General features: G+C 56.0%; 13 protein-coding genes. 5 read left to right on the top strand and 8 right to left on the bottom strand.

Annotation, left to right across the window (positions count from 1 at the left end):
* The first annotated feature begins 135 nt into the window (after positions 1-135).
* Genes PbB2_RS04175 through mazG form a run of 3 tightly spaced genes read left to right on the top strand, consistent with a single transcriptional unit; the run spans position 136 to position 3091 of the window.
* On the top strand, positions 136-768 hold the full coding sequence (locus tag PbB2_RS04175) for a glutathione peroxidase (RefSeq protein ID WP_108984045.1): 633 nt from the start codon (positions 136-138) through the stop codon (positions 766-768).
* Between the two features lie 56 nt (positions 769-824).
* Positions 825-2255 carry an MFS transporter gene (locus tag PbB2_RS04170; protein ID WP_108984044.1) on the top strand — a complete coding sequence of 477 codons (1431 nt, stop codon included), beginning with the start codon at positions 825-827 and terminating at the stop codon, positions 2253-2255.
* 35 nt (positions 2256-2290) lie between these two features.
* A complete protein-coding gene (gene mazG, locus PbB2_RS04165; protein ID WP_108984043.1) occupies positions 2291-3091 on the top strand; it encodes a nucleoside triphosphate pyrophosphohydrolase in 801 nt (266 codons plus the stop codon).
* On the opposite strand, the gene hflX is transcribed toward mazG, so the two are convergent.
* The 7 genes from hflX to PbB2_RS04130 all read right to left on the bottom strand — a co-directional run bounded on the left by hflX (position 3029) and on the right by PbB2_RS04130 (position 11958).
* On the bottom strand, positions 3029-4351 hold the full coding sequence (gene hflX, locus PbB2_RS04160) for a GTPase HflX (protein ID WP_238164846.1): 1323 nt from the start codon (positions 4349-4351) through the stop codon (positions 3029-3031). The two genes, mazG and hflX, sit on opposite strands and share 63 nt — an antisense overlap.
* A gap of 134 nt (positions 4352-4485) precedes the next feature.
* Positions 4486-4734, bottom strand: coding sequence for an RNA chaperone Hfq (gene hfq, locus PbB2_RS04155; RefSeq protein WP_108984041.1), 249 nt, complete (start codon positions 4732-4734; stop codon positions 4486-4488).
* 90 nt (positions 4735-4824) lie between these two features.
* A complete protein-coding gene (locus PbB2_RS04150) occupies positions 4825-5691 on the bottom strand; it encodes a D-amino-acid transaminase (protein ID WP_108984040.1) in 867 nt (288 codons plus the stop codon).
* 2 nt (positions 5692-5693) lie between these two features.
* Positions 5694-7085 (bottom strand): nitrogen assimilation response regulator NtrX, encoded by a 1392-nt coding sequence (gene ntrX / locus PbB2_RS04145; protein ID WP_108984039.1) that lies wholly within the window; start codon positions 7083-7085, stop codon positions 5694-5696.
* Positions 7075-9348 carry a sensor histidine kinase NtrY-like gene (locus PbB2_RS04140; protein ID WP_108984038.1) on the bottom strand — a complete coding sequence of 758 codons (2274 nt, stop codon included), beginning with the start codon at positions 9346-9348 and terminating at the stop codon, positions 7075-7077. Before PbB2_RS04140 ends, ntrX begins: the two co-directional genes overlap by 11 nt.
* Before the next feature lie 49 nt (positions 9349-9397).
* The gene (locus tag PbB2_RS04135; protein ID WP_108984037.1) at positions 9398-10813 is read right to left on the bottom strand and encodes a sigma 54-interacting transcriptional regulator; all 1416 of its coding nucleotides are present in this window, start codon (positions 10811-10813) and stop codon (positions 9398-9400) included.
* A gap of 2 nt (positions 10814-10815) precedes the next feature.
* Positions 10816-11958 carry a two-component system sensor histidine kinase NtrB gene (locus PbB2_RS04130; protein WP_238164845.1) on the bottom strand — a complete coding sequence of 381 codons (1143 nt, stop codon included), beginning with the start codon at positions 11956-11958 and terminating at the stop codon, positions 10816-10818.
* Positions 11959-12220: 262 nt separating this feature from the next.
* Here PbB2_RS04130 and ispF point away from each other — a divergent pair, with 262 nt between their 5' ends.
* Positions 12221-13441: a 2-C-methyl-D-erythritol 2,4-cyclodiphosphate synthase gene (gene ispF / locus PbB2_RS04125; RefSeq protein ID WP_108984292.1), complete on the top strand. Its 1221-nt coding sequence runs from the start codon at positions 12221-12223 to the stop codon at positions 13439-13441.
* Between the two features lie 105 nt (positions 13442-13546).
* On the top strand, positions 13547-14041 hold the full coding sequence (locus PbB2_RS04120; protein ID WP_305790446.1) for a CinA family protein: 495 nt from the start codon (positions 13547-13549) through the stop codon (positions 14039-14041).
* Positions 14042-14125: 84 nt separating this feature from the next.
* Here PbB2_RS04120 and PbB2_RS04115 read toward each other — a convergent pair whose 3' ends face one another.
* On the bottom strand, positions 14126-16414 hold the full coding sequence (locus tag PbB2_RS04115; RefSeq protein WP_108984034.1) for a fused MFS/spermidine synthase: 2289 nt from the start codon (positions 16412-16414) through the stop codon (positions 14126-14128).
* Positions 16415-16463: the final 49 nt, after the last annotated feature.

The raw sequence follows: 16463 nt of genomic DNA, 5'->3' as shown, positions 1-16463 counted from the left end.
TGGTCCACCGGGCTAAATGGAATAGATTATGACCCGTGCCATCAGGTGCGGATGCTTGAAATGGGATGACCTGGGCGTCTGATCGTAAATAGATAAGTTAGATCAGAACTGTAAGGGGTATTTAGGAGAAAGAGGATGAACAAGAAAGTTCTTCTTTGGTCAGGTGCCGCCGTTATTGGGCTACTTGCGGCAGGTGCCGCCATTGGCCAATCACTACCCTCTAAGGCCAAGCAAACACCGTCAACGAAATTGAGTAAGGGTGCGCCTATGACACATGTCACACCGATTTCTGCTTCTGCTGCCCAGTTTGATGGTTTGATGGGCGGGCAGATAGACCTGACGGACTATCGCGGCAAAGTGGTGCTGGTGGTCAATACCGCCTCTCAATGTGGCTACACAGGCCAATATGCGGGGTTGGAAACGCTCTATAAAGCGCGCCAGCGTGAGGGGCTTGTGATAGTTGGGGTTCCCAGCAATGATTTTGGCGGCCAAGAACCTGGCAGTGCGTCAGAAATCAAGAAGTTCTGTGAGCTGAATTACGGCGTGACATTCCCGATGGCCGCCAAATATGTTGTGCGTGGCAACGCGGCTCATCCGTTTTATAAGGCTGCCTTGACGGCGCTTGGTCCCAAAGCAGAGCCGAAGTGGAATTTCCATAAAATCCTCATTGGCAAGGATGGCCGCCCGGTTGCCGCCTTCGCATCGGCGGTAACGCCCCAGTCGAGCGAATTGGGTCAAGCGATCACAAGCGCGCTATCCGCGCGCTAAAGCGACCCTGCCCTCGCATTTGCGTGTTGAGCAGCACTTGGAAATCCATCGAAAGGGTGACAAGCTCAAATCAAGTCCTCGCCATGAAGGGCTGCTCGGGAGATTATATGGACACGGCTCAACCCCAGCCCGGATCTAGGCCAAACGGGGCTGCCCCGAAGGTCGCCCTCACGCGCATACTGGCCTTTTCAGCACCCAGCTTGCCACTTGCTGCCCTTGGCTTGCCTTTGGTCGTGCAATTACCCCATCATTATGCCAGCTTTGTTGGCCTAGAAATCGGCGTAGTCGGCCTTTTGTTCATGGCCGCTCGGATTTTGGACATTGGCGTTGATATCGGCATTGGTCTGGCAATGGACCAAACGCGGACACGAATTGGCCGTTTTTCGCCTTGGCTGATTGCGGCAATCCCGGTCATTATGGTTGGCACATGGTTCTTATTCATGGCCGAACCTGGTGCAGATGCAGCCTATCTGGGCTTTTGGCTGTTTGTAACCTATGTTGGCTTTTCTATGGGATCTTTATCGCAAATGTCGCTCGGCGCGACCTTGAGCGATGACTATCATGAGCGGTCTCGGGTCTTTGTATTCTGGCAGGCTTGCAATGTTGTTGGCATGCTGCTGGCTTTGATGATCCCGGTGATTGTACACCAACAGGGCGGGACAGCTGCTGCCGGTGTTCAGGGCATGGGCTTGTTTATCGTGCTGCTTATGCCAATCACAGCTTTGATTGCTGCGCGATTTGCCAAGGAAGAGCCACCACGCACATCCGCGCGACGGACTAATCTTCAGGACATGTTTTCGCTCCTTAAATCAGATGCATGTCGACGTTTGTTAATCTGCGATCTTTTGTTGATGTTTGGCTCTGGCGTGACAGGTGGGCTGTTTTTGTTCTATTTCGATGCCGTCAAGGGGTATGGAAACCTCGCCCCTGCCCTGTTGTTGATCTATTTTATTGCGGGTCTGATTGGTGCCCCTTTGTGGACCTTTATCGCCCGACGCAAAGGCAAGCATATCGCCTTGATTGCAGCATGCCTTTATGCCGCAATTAGCCAGCCGCTGATCATGGCTCTGCCGGAAGGCAACTTCGTTGTTGCTGCGGCCGGCATGGCCATTGCCGGCATTGTTTATACGTCTGCGGCTTACCTGTTGCGGGCGATGATGGCGGATATTGGGGATGAGGACTTGTTGCGAACCGGGCAAGATCGCACTGGCCTGCTCTATGCTTTGGTGACGCTGACTGGGAAGGCCGGCTATGCGCTTGCCGTTGGCGTGACCTATGTCGGCCTTGGTCTGGTGGGCTTTGAGTCAAATCTTGGCGCAGAAAATTCCGCCTCCGCCCTTTTGGGCCTAACGCTTCTATTCATTGGCCTGCCCTCGATCATCAATCTCATCGGAGCCGCCATTTTACGCGCTTACCCGATCGATGCGCAGCGCACAGCCCAATTGCAGGCCGAGATTGCTGCCAAACGTGCGGCCGGTCTGGTTTAGCGCTGGGCCGGGATAGAATCGGGCCATAGCAGGCCATGACTGATCAAAGTGCTATATCCCGTCTTTTGGCCATTATGGCAGCTCTGCGTACCCCCGGCACAGGGTGTCCATGGGACCTTGAACAAAGCTTTGCCACCATCGCGCCCTATACGATCGAAGAAGCCTATGAGGTGGCCGACGCCATCGCTCGCGGCGACCGCGTCGGACTTAAGGAGGAATTGGGTGACCTGATGTTTCAGGTCGTGTTCCATGCACGTATGGCTGAAGAAGAAGGTATCTTTGATTTTGAAGATGTCGTCACCGCTTTGTGTGATAAGATGGAAGCCCGCCATCCGCATGTGTTTTCGTCGCGCATCATCGAAACCGCAGACCAGCAGACAGCAAACTGGGAGGCCATCAAGGCCGCTGAACGTGCGGCTAAGCGCCAGGATGACCCGAGCCTTTTGGCCGATATTCCCCTCGCCCTACCCGCCTTAATGCGGGCGGAGAAATTGACCAAGCGGGCCGCTCGTGTTGGTTTTGACTGGCCAACTCTGGATGAGGTGTTTGCAAAACTGGCTGAAGAGATCGGCGAAACCCGTGAGGCGATCAGCGAAGCCGATCAGGCCCATATCGAAGAAGAAATTGGCGATGTCTTGTTTGTTTTGGCGAACCTTGCCCGCAAGGCCAAGGTTGATCCTGAAGTCGCGCTCCGGTCTGCGAACGCAAAGTTTGAGCGCCGGTTCCGTTGGATCGAGCAGGCCTTGAACCAAAGTGGTACAAGCCCTGAGCACTCAAGTCTGGAGGAAATGGACAGGCTCTGGAATGATGCCAAGCGGGCCGAACGGAACCTCTGACAGGATTTGTGGCCATTGGGCGACAAAGCGAGCCGCATCATCGGCAGTCAATCGAACATGAACATGGGTGTAACCGCGCTCGTCAGTTTCCTCGTGCCGCACGGCACCCTTCCGATAAAGCCAAGCCCGGGCAGCACCTTGTTCGGGCCCGATTACAAGATCGAGCGGGCGGGCATCTAAAGAGAGTTCTTGATCGATCAGGGCAAAAAGGTCCCCCAACCCCTCCCCATTTAAGGCCGAGACGCAAATTCCCCTTACGCTGCCGTCCAGACCTGAGGCCTGCGCCCTTGCCCGCACAAAGGCTGCTCCGGCCTCATCCAGGCAATCCATCTTGTTCCACGCCTCAATCAAGGGCGGACGGGTTTCATGATCAGCCAAGACGCGCTCAAGCACGTCATTGACGTCGCGGCGCTGATTATCGCTTTCGGCATGGGCGATGTCGCGGACATGGACCAGCAAATCAGCTTGGGCCACCTCTTCCAATGTGGCCCGGAAGGCAGCCACCAATTCGGTTGGCAGATCCGTGATGAAGCCCACTGTGTCAGACAAAATGATATCTCGACCGCTTGGCGTGCGGACCGCTCGCAACGTGGTATCAAGGGTGGCAAACGGCATGTCCTTGGCAAGAACGGTTGCTGATGCGGCACGATTAAACAGGGTGGACTTGCCGGCGTTGGTGTAGCCAACAAGCGCAACAACTGGATAAGGCACGCGCTTGCGACTGGCCCGCTGCAAGGCCCGGGTACGCTTCACTTCCTCGAGTTCCTTTTTTAGCTTCAAAATCTTGTCGGCAATCATGCGCCGATCCAATTCGATCTGGCGTTCCCCCGGCCCGCCAGTCTTGCCAGTACCCCCACGTTGCCGCTCTAGGTGGGTCCAAGTTTTGACCAAGCGAGAACGCTCATAACTGAGGCGAGCCAGTTCAACCTGCAGCCGACCTTCGCGTGTACGCGCGCGTCGGGCGAAGATTTCCAAGATGAGGCCCGTACGATCTACAACTTTGACTTGAAGTTCTTTTTCCAAATTGCGCTGCTGGACAGGCGACAATTGATCATCGAGGATCAAGACATCGGCCTGCCCCTGCCCACACAGGGCTTTGACTTCTTCCATCTTGCCGGTGCCGAAATAGGTTCCCGGGCGAACTTGGCGGACAGGCTCAAGCCGACCATCAATGACCTCAAGGTCCAAGGCCTCAGCTAAACCGCAGGCTTCAATCAGACGCAGATCCGGGTCGCGACTGATGGACTCGTCGCCGCGCAATGGGTGGACAACGAGGGCCCTCTGGACCGGTTCCTGCCGATCAATCACCTGGATTCACCCTTGCTGGAAGCCATAGAAGCGCAAAACGTCTGGTTGCCAGCATCGGCGCGGGTGCGAAGGTTTGCAAGCAGCGCTTAGTCAAGATCAGCAGGATCACCTTCAAACATCTGAACAGGTGCTCCTGGCATAATGGTGGAAATCGCGTGTTTGTAGACGAGTTGAACCTGTCCGTCGCGGCGCAACAGAACACAAAAATTGTCAAACCAGGTCACCACGCCTTGCAGCTTTACCCCGTTCACCAGAAAGATCGTCAGCGGTGTGCGCGCCTTGCGGACGGCATTGAGAAACGTGTCCTGCAAATTTTGTTTCTTATCGGCAGACATTCTAGGCCCTGTCTTTTTTGGGTAACGCACGCCGTTACCTGAAACTCCCATTAGCCAGCGGTTGCATTAAATTTCAATCCGCGAGTGTGTTTAGGATGGGTTTTTTACTGAAGTTTGTTGATCAAGATAAGTTTCGCGCAACTTGCGGGCAATGTCACCAGGGCGTCCGGTGCCAATGGGATGATTATCAATGGTAATAACGGGGGTAACAAAGCTGGTGGCCGATGTGATGAAAGCTTCTTGAGCCTCATAGGCTTCGCCCCGGGAAAAAGCCTTCTCTTCAAAACGATAGCCTAAAGATTGCGCGGTTTTGATGATCGTATCGCGGGTAATGCCGCGCAGGATCGCTTGTGTGGCTGGTCTGGTGCGCAAAACCCCACTCGAATCAAGAATCCAGGCATTTTGAGCGGTACCTTCAGTAACCATGTCTTGATCATCGACAAACCATGCATCCGCAAAGCCAGCCTCAAGCGCAGCCTGTTTGGCCAAAACATTGGGAAGAAGATTGACTGTCTTGATATCAACTCGACCCCAACGATTATCGGGGCAAGTTTGAACGCTAATCCCAAGCGCGGCACGCGTGTCGGCGGGCCCTGTCGGCATGGAACGGGCGGTCAGAATGAGACTTGGCACAACTCGGGCAGGAAATGGATGGTCCCGCCGAGCAGTTCCGCGTGAGATCTGAAGATAAACCAGTCCGTCCTTCAGGCGGTTGCGTGCCATCAACTCACGAATGACCACCATCAAGCTTTGATCGCTCATCGGCGCGGGGATGCGCAGAGCCGCGAGTGAGCGGGCAAGACGGGCCAAATGGCCAGATGTATCAAACAGCACCCCTTTGCGGACGGCCCACACCTCATAAACCGCATCACCAAATTGCAGGCCACGGTCCTCCACATGGATTGTGGCGTCGCGATGTCGGATAAATTGGCCATCTACATAGGCAAAGCGCGGCACGATCAGCCCTCCAGATCAAAGCCGCGCGTCCCTTCGACGCCCAAGCTCTTGAGTTTGCGGTGTAAAGCGGACCTCTCCATGCCAATGAACGAGGCCGTGCGTGAAATATTGCCACCAAATCGCGTGATCTGCGCGGCCAGATATTCACGTTCAAACAATTCGCGCGCCTCGCGAAGTGGTAGAGAAACCAGCTGATGCAAGCCAGTCCGGTCTGCCAATTCTCCCACACCCATGCCATCAAGCGCTAAAGCCCCAGCATCAATGGGTTCCTGAGGGTCGCCAGAAGCCAAAATCAGCATCCGCTCTACCAGATTGCGCAACTCCCTTACATTGCCGGGCCAGCTGGCAGCCTGCATTGCAGCGATGGCTTCGGGGCCAAAGCGGCGGTGGGCGACGCCATTGGCTTCGGCCACACGTTTTGCAAAATGCTCTACAAGCCGTGGGACGTCATCGCGTCGCTCGGCCAAAGCGGGAGAGCGGATTGGAACCACATTGAGACGATGGAACAAGTCCTCTCGGAATCGCCCTGCCCCAATAGCTTCGCGCAAATCGCGTGCGGTTGAGGAAATGACCCGCACATTGACCGAGACATCCGTGCTGCCGCCCAAGCGGCGGAAACGCTGTTCAACCAAAACACGCAATATTTTCGACTGGGTTTCCATAGGCATTTCAGCTACTTCATCCAGTAGCAAGGTGCCATTATGAGCGTGTTCAAACACGCCGATCTTGGTTGGACGGCCCTCGCTGGTTTCCTCGCCAAACAATTCAGATTCCATGCGATCGGGCGCAATGGCGGCTGCAGAAATGACGATGAAAGGCCCATCAGCCCTGTGCGAGCCGGCATGAAGGGCTCTGGCAATCACTTCTTTGCCCGATCCGGCCGGTCCGGTGATCAACACCCGGCTGTTCATGGGAGCGATTTTTTCAATCGCGGCGCGCAATTGCAGCATCACTGCGCTCTCGCCGATCAATTCATCACCAGCCACCGCGCGTGCCCGCAGTGCCCGGTTTTCCCGCCTCAGGCGCGCACTCTCCAGCGCTCGGCTGATAATCAAGATCAAACGATCTGATTTGAATGGCTTTTCGATGAAATCGAACGCACCGCGCTTGAGTGCACTGACGGCGGTTTCGATTGTTCCATGGCCCGAAATCAACACGATCGGGATTGTCGGGTCAATGCCTTGGACAACCGAGAGAATTTCAAGCCCATCGAGTCGACTACCTTGCAGCCAGACGTCCAGCACCACAAGATCAGGGCGCCTTGTCCGAAAGGCGTCGAGTGCGCCGTCAGAATCCGCCGCGTAGCGAACAACGTAACCTTCATCTTCTAAGATACCGCCGACTAGATCGCGGATATCGGCTTCATCATCGACTATGAGAATTTCAGCGGCCATTCGGCGACTCCATATCGGGGAGGTTGGCTGTTTCTGTTGCACCTTGGCCAGGATTGGCCTGAAGGCTCTTGGGGCAAATCGGCAAAGTCATGACAACACGGGCCCCATGCGCCCCATCTTGGCGATCGGCCAATTCAAGCCGTCCGCCATGTTCTTCCATCACCCGGGCCACAATGGCGAGGCCCAACCCCGTACCCTTTGCCCGTGTGGTCATATAGGGTTCTAGCAGGCGACGGCGGTCATGAACGGGGAAGCCAACGCCATTGTCGATCACCTCAATCGTTGCTGTGCTGCCAGCGACTGCCAAAAAGACATGGATCTCGCCAACAATATCGGCACCATCGCGCGCACGGCGGGCGGCTATCCCCTCGCCAGCATTCTTGAGGATATTGGCAAAAGCCTGGATCAGAAGGCGGGTATCCATCGAAACCATAACAGGTTCAGGTGGCAAAGTGCTGGCCACGTCCAAATCGGGGCTAGCAATACGCTGCGCAAAGACGGCCTGTCGTAAAGCTTCGCTCAAATCATCAACCGCAAATTTCGGTGTCGGCATGCGGGCAAAGCTGGAAAACTCATCCACCATTCGACCGATATCGGTCACTTGGCGAACGATTGTATCCGTCATTCGGACAAAGACGTCGCGATCCGCGCCAATAGAGTCAGCATATTTGCGCTTCAGCCGTTCTGCTGACAATTGAATCGGGGTCAGCGGGTTTTTGATCTCATGGGCGATGCGACGGGCGACATCTTTCCAAGCCGCTTGGCGCTGGGCAGCCAATAACCCCGATACATCATCAAATGTCACCACCAGATCATCCCCCGCAAAAGCGGCCCTAACATCAAAGAGCAAGGTTTCAGCCCCAACCAAGCGTTCGGCTTGGCCCTGGGCGGGATGGTTCGGTCGTGCACTTGACACAATCGCCATAAATTCTGGCGCAACTGTTGAGAAATCCCGCCCTTCCAGCCGGCCGTCAGCCGATTGCAGCAGCCGTGAGGCAGATCCATTGGCAGCGCGGACTGAGTTTGAGCCATCCAAACTAACCACGCCTGCCGAAACCCCTTCCAACACGGCCCGGATAAAGGCTGAGCGGGTTTCGGCATATTCAGCCGCCTCTTCAAGTGCCCTGCGCTGAAACTGCAGCTCGCCAGTCATTTTGTTAAATGTGGTGGCCAGTGCGGAAATCTCGTCCCCGCCTCCCACCTGTGCCACACGCGCACTCATGTCGCCTGTGCGCACTCGCTCTGCGGCGTCCGCAAGTAAGCCAATGGGCGCGCTGATCCGTCCGGCCGAGGCCAGACCCAGCCAAACCGAGCCGATGAGAACCAAGAGCACGATTTCCAGATAGGCGAGAGCAAACAGGAGTTGTAACAGTCCCTGCCGTTCCTCGATAAGCTGATAGGCATAGACAGCGGCAGTCGCCTTTTCAAACAGGGACAATTGCCCAGGCTCTGGCAAGCGGACCACAGCCAGATAAGAGTTGGAGAATGCATCCAATCGGTAAAGCGCCCGGACCACCGCCGACCTATCAATATTGATCGACACATCGCCAGCTTGGGCGGTGGCAAAATCATCGGGGTCTGGGAGGATGAATTGTGGAACGCCCTGCGGACGCTGGGCTTGGGCCAGCTTGGTTCCCTGCGCATTGAGCACATAGGCAGCGACAAAGCCACGGCGATCGGCCTGCACCGCCAGATATTGCCGATAGGCATCTGGATCGACCTTAAGCTGAATGGCCGATGCATTGAGGTCTACCGCCATCGCCGCGATATCGACCTTGGTAGCTTCCGCCGTTTTTTCCACGGCTTGATTGCCCAAAATGCGGGTGGCCTGAACTGCATCGCGCACCTGGCTTGAAAACCAAGCCTGAATCCCCTGCCCGATGGTGAGTGCGGAGAAGAGTGAAATCAGAATGACGGGGATCACGCCATTGGCCGCAAACAGCATGACGAAGCGCAAATGTAGCCGTGCGCCTGACTGTGCCTTCTGGCCGGCTTTGCGAAGCGCGAGAAGGCGGCTCCCCACCCGAACTGACAAATAGCCAATCACGAGTCCGCTGATAATCAGGAGGGCAAGAATCCAATTGCTGGCCGGCCCCACAATGTCCCCACCCGAAACGGCAAACAACAGGCCGATAAAGGTCAGGATGACGGCAAGGACATAGGCCCCCATATCGGTGACAGAAATCCGAGCCGCCTCCGACAAATCCTGACGGCGGCGATTCGCAGGTTTGACTCTGTTACTGGCGGGATCGACAGATTCCATGTGCCCTGAAAAGCACAAATGTGGCGCAAACGCAACAGGGTGACCTGTGTCAGGCCTTTCCGCGTCCGACGTCTATGTCCAACAGGGCAAGGCGCTTGCGCAATGTGTTGCGATTGAGCCCCAGCATATCGGCAGCCTTGATTTGATTGCCGCGGGTCTCGCGCAAGACCAATTCAAACAATGGTCGCTCCACAGCCGCGGTTACGCTTTCATGCAAATCCGTCATGGATTTACCCGATGCCGAGGCTTGGGCAATCAACTTGGCGATCGCGTGACGCGCAACTGTTTCGAGATCATCATCCCCGCCGGTTTGGCCGACCACGATGGGCTGGCTGCGCTCGCGCAGCAATTCACGGCGCACGGTTTCCGCGCCAATCACCGGGTCAGGGCTCAGGGCAGCGATCCGGCGCATCACATTTTCAAGCTCGCGCACATTACCTGGCCACGACCATGTCTCCAATTCATCTGCCCCTGATTTATCGAGGACTTTTTCACCCAGACCATCCTTGGTAGCGCGAGCCAAGAAAGCGCGTGCAAGATCGGGCACATCGCTCATGCGGTCGCGCAGCGGTGGCACCGAAATGGTCACAACATTGAGCCGATAATAGAGGTCTTCGCGGAAAGTCCCGTTCAGAACCAGACCTTTCAAGTCACGGTCGCTGGCAGCAATTAGACGGACATCCGACATGGCGGCCTTGCCGTGCCCGGTGTCTGCCAAAATGCGCGCGAGGCGGGCTTGTGTCGGCAAAGGCGCATCCGATAGCCCATCAAGAAACAATGTCCCCCCGGCGGCTTGGGCAAAAAGTCCGACTCCCGTGTGACCCTCTAGGGCTTGGTCGAGACCCCTTGGATCCAGTGCCGCCAAGCTTAACGTCACAAACGGACCATTCTTTCTGCGGCCATAATCATGCAGCACCCGGGCCACCAGTTTCTTGCCAACCCCCGATTCGCCTTCAATCAGGACGGTCAAATCAAAGCCCGCGGCGCGCGACAGGGTGCGATAGACTTCCTGCATCGCCAGAGAACGGCCTATCAGTGGTAGCCGTTCCTCTTTTTCGGCCTTACGTTGCTGGTTGGACGCATTGAAATCCTTTTTGCCATCGAGAGCCCGGCGCACCAGCCCGACCATGACATCGAGATCAAATGGCTTGGGCAGATATTCATAGGCGCCGTGCTCGGCCGCAGACACAGCCGTGAGCAGGGTATTTTGCGCGCTCATGACAATGATGGGCAGTTTCGGGCGCTCCATACGCATGCGTGGCAAATAGTCAAACAGACTTCCATCGGGCATCATGACATCGGTCAATACCAGATCGCCTTCGCCGTCCTTGATCCATTTCCATAAGGTTGCCGCATTGCCGGTGGCGCGCACTTGAAAGCCCTCGCGCGCAAGAGCTTGGGACAGCACCAATCGGATGGAGGCATCGTCATCGGCGATCAATACATTGCGACCCGCAACACTCATGCTTACGTCCTATGGGTACGACCGGGCTGGGTACCAGTCCGGGGCTGTGACAAAGGTAGCCGAACGCGGAAAACCGTCCGACCGGGCTCAGATTCAAAATCGACCACACCGCCATGGGCGTTCACGATCTTCTGCACCAAAGGCAGGCCCAAGCCGCCGCTGGCGGGCTTGGTTGAGACAAATGGCTCGAACAAACAGTCTTTGACATCATCCGCCACACCTCGCCCATTGTCATAAAAGGCAATCTCCAGCGGTAGATCGCGGGCATCCCCGCTTGGTGAGCGCATGCGCACGCCATGGCGATAGGCGGTGGCCAGGATGATCTCAGCCCCTTCAGGACGGCTTTGAGCGGCTTCTGCTGCATTTTTGGCCAGATTCAAAAACACCTGAATCAATTGGTCGGCATCACCGAGGGCATCGGGCAAGGATGGGTCAAATCGCCGCTTGACACTGATGTCGCGGGCAAAGCCATTTTCGGCCAATGTGGCAACACGTTCCAGCGAGGCATGCACATTAACCGGGGCAAACTCAATTGGCGGATCGGCCCCAAAACTCTCCATCCGGTCGATCAGGCGACGGACCCTGTCGGTTTCTTCCACAATCAGATTGACCAATTCGCGTTCACCGGCATCCGCATCACGCAATAACAATTGCGCGGCGCCGCGAATGCCAGCAAGCGGGTTTTTGACTTCGTGGGCCAATGTCCGGCCCAAGGCTGCCATTGAGCGTGCGCCAGCCATATCCTGCATGCGCTCGGACAAGTCCCGCCCGCGCCCCTTTGGCCGGATCATGACAGCGATAAAGCGCTGGTCTTCGCTGGGTGAGGCGGTGATATCGCACGTAAAGTCGCCAAAACTCGGCCCGCGCAAGGTCATATCACGACCACTGACGGGGGAGCCGGAGGTTCGGGCCCGTTCAATCAAATCATGAACCGGGCTGTCCTCGCTGAAGAGACCTGACATGCCGTTGGCTTTAATGCTGCGAACAGACCGCAAGAAAATATCTTGTGCCGCACCATTTGCCAGAAGGATTTGACCTTGGTTTGCCACAGCGATGGCCGGCAATGGCAGGGCATCGAGAAATGCAGCCGCGATCTGCCCGTCATGGGCCGCAGGCGCATCCGACATATTATCGGCCAACGACATTGTTTCTCGAACATGTTCCAACACAGGCATTCCTAATCGCTTAGACTATGATGCTTACATATTTGGCAGTTATCGTCAAAAGCCGAGCTTAGCCATCCGCTTTTGCTTAAATCTTACGCAAATTACGCCTGTATTTTGATCAAGAACCCGTGATGAGCGATCAAAATCCAAGAGCGGGGTTCATACTTGGTGTCCCCCTGTTCTGCATGGCGGGGGTGGCATGGGCTGGCAAGTAAGCTTGGTTGCCGCTAAACCATGCACCATGGCTGCACACATTTCACTTGGCCCGCGGGCTGTTGCCATCGTGGTTGCTGGCGGAACTGGATCGCGTGCGCGGTCCATCGCAAACCAAGGCCTACCGAAGCAATATCAGAGCTTGGCCGGCAAACCAGTCTTGCGCTGGAGCTTAGAGGCATTTCACAGCGACCCACGCTTTTGCGCCATTATCGTGGTCTGTGCACCCGACAAGGCCGAAATTGTCGGCGAAATAGCGACGGGCATCCCGATTCATTTGGCTGAAGCTGGTGCCACCCGAACCCAATCGGTCGCCCAAGGTCTTGCGGCGGCAGCCCCCTTCTCACCAGATTATTGCTTTATCCATGATGCCGCCCGTCCTGGGCTTTCCCAAAACGTGCTGGACGCTTTGCTGGCGGCCTTACAGGCAGGTGCACAAGGCGCAGCGCCCGGTCTTGCTGTCGCCGATGCGCTTTGGCGTGTTGAAAAACAAGCCATTGGCCAGAGCCAACCGCGCGACGGGCTTGTGCGTATCCAAACTCCGCAGGCATTTGACTTTGACTGTATCCAAAAGGCTTATCGTGACCTGTTGCCTGATCAAGGCCTTGCCGATGATGTGGCTGTGGCGCGGGCTGCAGGTGCCGAGGTCACTCTGGTAGCTGGCAGTCCGCTTCTTGATAAAATCACTTGGCCCGAGGATATAGACCGCATGGCCCGCCTGCTTGCAGTTCCCCTCTTGCCACGCATTGGTACCGGCTTTGATGCACATCGCTTTGCTGATGGTGATTTTGTGACCCTGTGTGGTGTGGAAGTCCCCCACACACGGGGACTTGCAGGCCACTCGGATGCCGATGTTGCCTGGCACAGTTTGGCCGATGCAATTTATGGCGCGCTGTCAGCGGGTGACATTGGTCATCATTTTCCGCCCAGTGACCCGCAATGGCGGGGGGCAGCCTCCAGTATTTTTCTCGCTCATGCCGGTCAAATGGTACAACAGGCCGGTGGCCGCATCCATCACGTGGACCTGACCTTGATTTGCGAGCGTCCAAAGATAGGCCCGCACCGGCAATCCATGATACATCAAACTGCTACCCTTCTTGGGCTGCAGGAGAGTCAGGTTTCGGTCAAGGCGACGACCACTGAAGGCATGGGGTTCACCGGTCGATCCGAAGGGATTGCCGCCCAAGCAACCGCAACGATCCTGCTGCCCGCCGACTATGCTCTCGCACCTGGTGCAGGCTCTGTTTAGAGCTTGATCCGCCCAAGCAGGACTTGCGCCAGATCTACCTTGAATGCCGACCTTTGCCCCCTGCCCGGGGTATGGGCGGATTTTGCCAGGAAATGTGTCATGTCGATATTCCCACCAGACCTCGAGATGGCAGCCCGCCTGCTCATTGGCGACGCCGAAGCCCGAGGGATAAAGATCGCGACAGCAGAAAGCTGCACAGGTGGTCTGGTTGCGGGCCTTCTGACAGAGATTGCCGGCTCTTCTGCGGTCGTTGAGCGCGGCTTTGTGGTCTATTCAAACCGTGCCAAGGAAGAGATGCTCCATGTTCCAGGCGATCTACTCGCCGATTTTGGTGCTGTTTCAGAACCTGTTGCGCGCGCTCTTGCCGAAGGGGCTTTGCAGGAAAGCCGGGCCAACCTGACAGTCGCCATTACCGGCATTGCAGGCCCCGGCGGTGGGACCGGCATGAAGCCCGTTGGGCTTGTCCATTTTGCCAGTGCCCGAGAAAACCGCGCTATCCGGCATGAGGAGCATCATTTTGGCGACATTGGGCGCGACAATGTGCGGATGGAAGCAATCCGGGTTGCCCTGCGCATGCTGCATGAGGGGTTGGTGGCTTAAGACACGTCAAGAGTCACCCCCATCATGTCATCCCAAAGGACTTCCGATGTCTGGTAAGTCTCAAACTTGCTGTCTGCACTTTCATCAATCATGCATAAGGGCACGCAAAATATCGGTGTGATCGTCTGTCCAAGGCTTGGGATTTTTGCTGGGCATCATCAGCGTCCACACCGGTTGTTGGTAACGAGCCAATCGTTCCGGTGTCCGGGCGATGACAATAGCGCGCACGCCGGTGTCTGCATTGGGATTATCAATGTCGCCATCACGTGATCCATCCATCGCAACATAACCCAATTTGTGAGCGGCATCGGCCACAATCGGTCCTAAATCGAGATAGCGATTGGAGATATGCACAATCATCACCCCATCTGGGGCCATCTTCTTCATGAAGCTACCAATCGCTTCTTGCGTGATCATATGGGTTGGAATGGCATCAGATGAGAAGGCATCGACCAGCAGGATATCGAACCAATTATCAGGCTGCTTCTGCATTTCTAACCGCGCGTCACCCAAGATAATCTTAGCATCAGGTGCGCAACGGTTCACAAACCCAACCAATTCTGGATTTGTGGCAACTTCGACCACATCAGAATCGATCTCGAAAATCTTCCAGTCCTGCCCGGGCTTGGCATAACATGTTGTCGAACCCATCCCGAGGCCGATCACACCCGCCTTTAGCGTGGTTGGTTTGGCTTCAGTGGCCTCGGCAAACAACAAACCAATCGGGGTTTCCCGATAATAATAGGACATGGGTTCGCGATTGCGATTGGGGTCAAGGCTCATGACTCCATGCAATGTTGTGCCATGAGAAAGGAAGCGCCAGCCTGTTGGGGCTTCGCCATGATCTTCAATCTCCAGAACACCAAAAAAGCTTCGCTCGCGATAACGTACACCCTCACCATCCTCATTATAGACTGGCAAGAGCAAGGCTAAGGCACCGATCGCGGTGACAATAGCAGTTGAGCGACTGGACATCAGGGCGGCAACCGCCAGGACCGCGCATAAAGTCGCTGCTGCCACTTGTGGCTTATCAAGGACAAAGAAATCCCACCAGAAGAAATTGCCCTCTTCGGTCGCTGCAGAGCGCACCGGCACAGTTTCTTGAAGCCAGTACACAACATCATAAAGGTGCTGGTAGAAATAAGCGGCACCGACAGCCAGCAATACAGCTGGAATGGACTTCCGAACATCTGAACGTTGCCAGCCTGCGACCGCTAAGGCTGCGACCAAGGCCAATTGATATTCGATTGTCGTATTCAGTGCCACGGGGGCCAGCAAGGCTGCTGCGGCTCCGCCAAGAACGCCGCCCAAGGACATCCACAGATAAAATTCGGTCAAGCGCGCCGGTTCAGGTCGGCGTGATGCCAATTCAAGATGGCAACAGAGCACGATTAGGAAGAATGCGACCAAATGGATGACCAGTCCGATCAGGCCTGCATCAATGCTTGCTGCCATCACCGCGGCCAACAGAAACACCACCATGAATTTCATTGGTGTTGCGATATCTGTAAGCCTGTCGCCTAGGGCCGAAAACGCCACCACAAAGGTCAGCAGGAACAAGGCCAACGGGGGAATCCAGATCAAGGGCACCGAGGCGACATCTGTGGTCAAATGAGTGGTGACTGCCACCAACAAGGCCGAAGGCGGTGCTGCAAAGCCAACCCAGATCAAGCGATCCTTCCAGCTCGTGGCTGTGGTTGCCACCTCACGGGGAGCCTGACTGGACGCTGGAACCGCCCAGATTGACACCATGAGCGCGATCATCAAAACCACATAGCCAGCCGCCCAGATGTAAGACTGTACCTTGACCCCAATCAAAGGCTCGATCAGGAACGGAAACGCTGCCAAAGCGGCAAAACTGCCCAAGTTAGAGGCCGCGTAAAGGCGGTAAGGGTCCACCGCATCGCCAAGCCGAGCCCGCCAAGCTTGAATCAAGGGTGCCGTGGCAGAAATCGCCAAGATCGGCCCGCCCAGCGACAAAAGAAGCGCGCCTAAAGTCCAGCCAACTGGGCTTGCCACATTGGGCGGGCCCATCAAATCGGTCACGCGGATTGGCAGAAAGGCCAAACCAATCACCAACACAATAGCATGCACGATCAATTGTTGGCGGGGGGCCAGACGCGTAGCAATCACATGGGCGTAAAGATAGCCCAGCAGGAGAGCTCCCTGGTAAAATACCAAAGCGGTGTTCCAAACCGCAGGCGTTCCCCCCATGAGTGGCGTCAGCATCTTGGCAAACAAGGGCTGGAGGGTGAATAGGAGCCCCGCTGACAAGAATGTGGTTGCCGGATAGAGCCAACCAGCAGAGCGGATTAAGGCAGAAGGCGGCACGGCTGTGGGCGGTAGCTCATTATTCACTGTCGCATCGGTCACGTGCGGCACCCTTCTGTTTGATGAATCATTTGCTTTAATTTGTAGGCAC

The sequence above is a fragment of the Candidatus Phycosocius bacilliformis genome (genome assembly GCF_003112735.1).
In the GTDB taxonomy this organism is placed as follows: domain Bacteria; phylum Pseudomonadota; class Alphaproteobacteria; order Caulobacterales; family Aquidulcibacteraceae; genus Aquidulcibacter; species Aquidulcibacter bacilliformis.
Note: the sequence above shows the minus strand (reverse complement) of the source record. Positions and strands in the feature narration are given on the sequence as shown.

What these genes read in the sequence shown, in the direction of transcription:
- ispF (WP_108984292.1), top strand. Translation starts at nt 12,221, where the DNA reads ATGGCTGCACACATTTCACTTGGCCCGCGGGCTGTTGCCATCGTGGTT.
- PbB2_RS04175 (WP_108984045.1), top strand. Translation starts at nt 136, where the DNA reads ATGAACAAGAAAGTTCTTCTTTGGTCAGGTGCCGCCGTTATTGGGCTA.
- PbB2_RS04135 (WP_108984037.1), bottom strand. Translation starts at nt 10,813, where the DNA reads ATGAGTGTTGCGGGTCGCAATGTATTGATCGCCGATGACGATGCCTCC.
- hfq (WP_108984041.1), bottom strand. Translation starts at nt 4,734, where the DNA reads ATGTCTGCCGATAAGAAACAAAATTTGCAGGACACGTTTCTCAATGCC.
- ntrX (WP_108984039.1), bottom strand. Translation starts at nt 7,085, where the DNA reads ATGGCCGCTGAAATTCTCATAGTCGATGATGAAGCCGATATCCGCGAT.
- PbB2_RS04140 (WP_108984038.1), bottom strand. Translation starts at nt 9,348, where the DNA reads ATGGAATCTGTCGATCCCGCCAGTAACAGAGTCAAACCTGCGAATCGC.
- PbB2_RS04130 (WP_238164845.1), bottom strand. Translation starts at nt 11,958, where the DNA reads ATGTCGTTGGCCGATAATATGTCGGATGCGCCTGCGGCCCATGACGGG.
- mazG (WP_108984043.1), top strand. Translation starts at nt 2,291, where the DNA reads ATGACTGATCAAAGTGCTATATCCCGTCTTTTGGCCATTATGGCAGCT.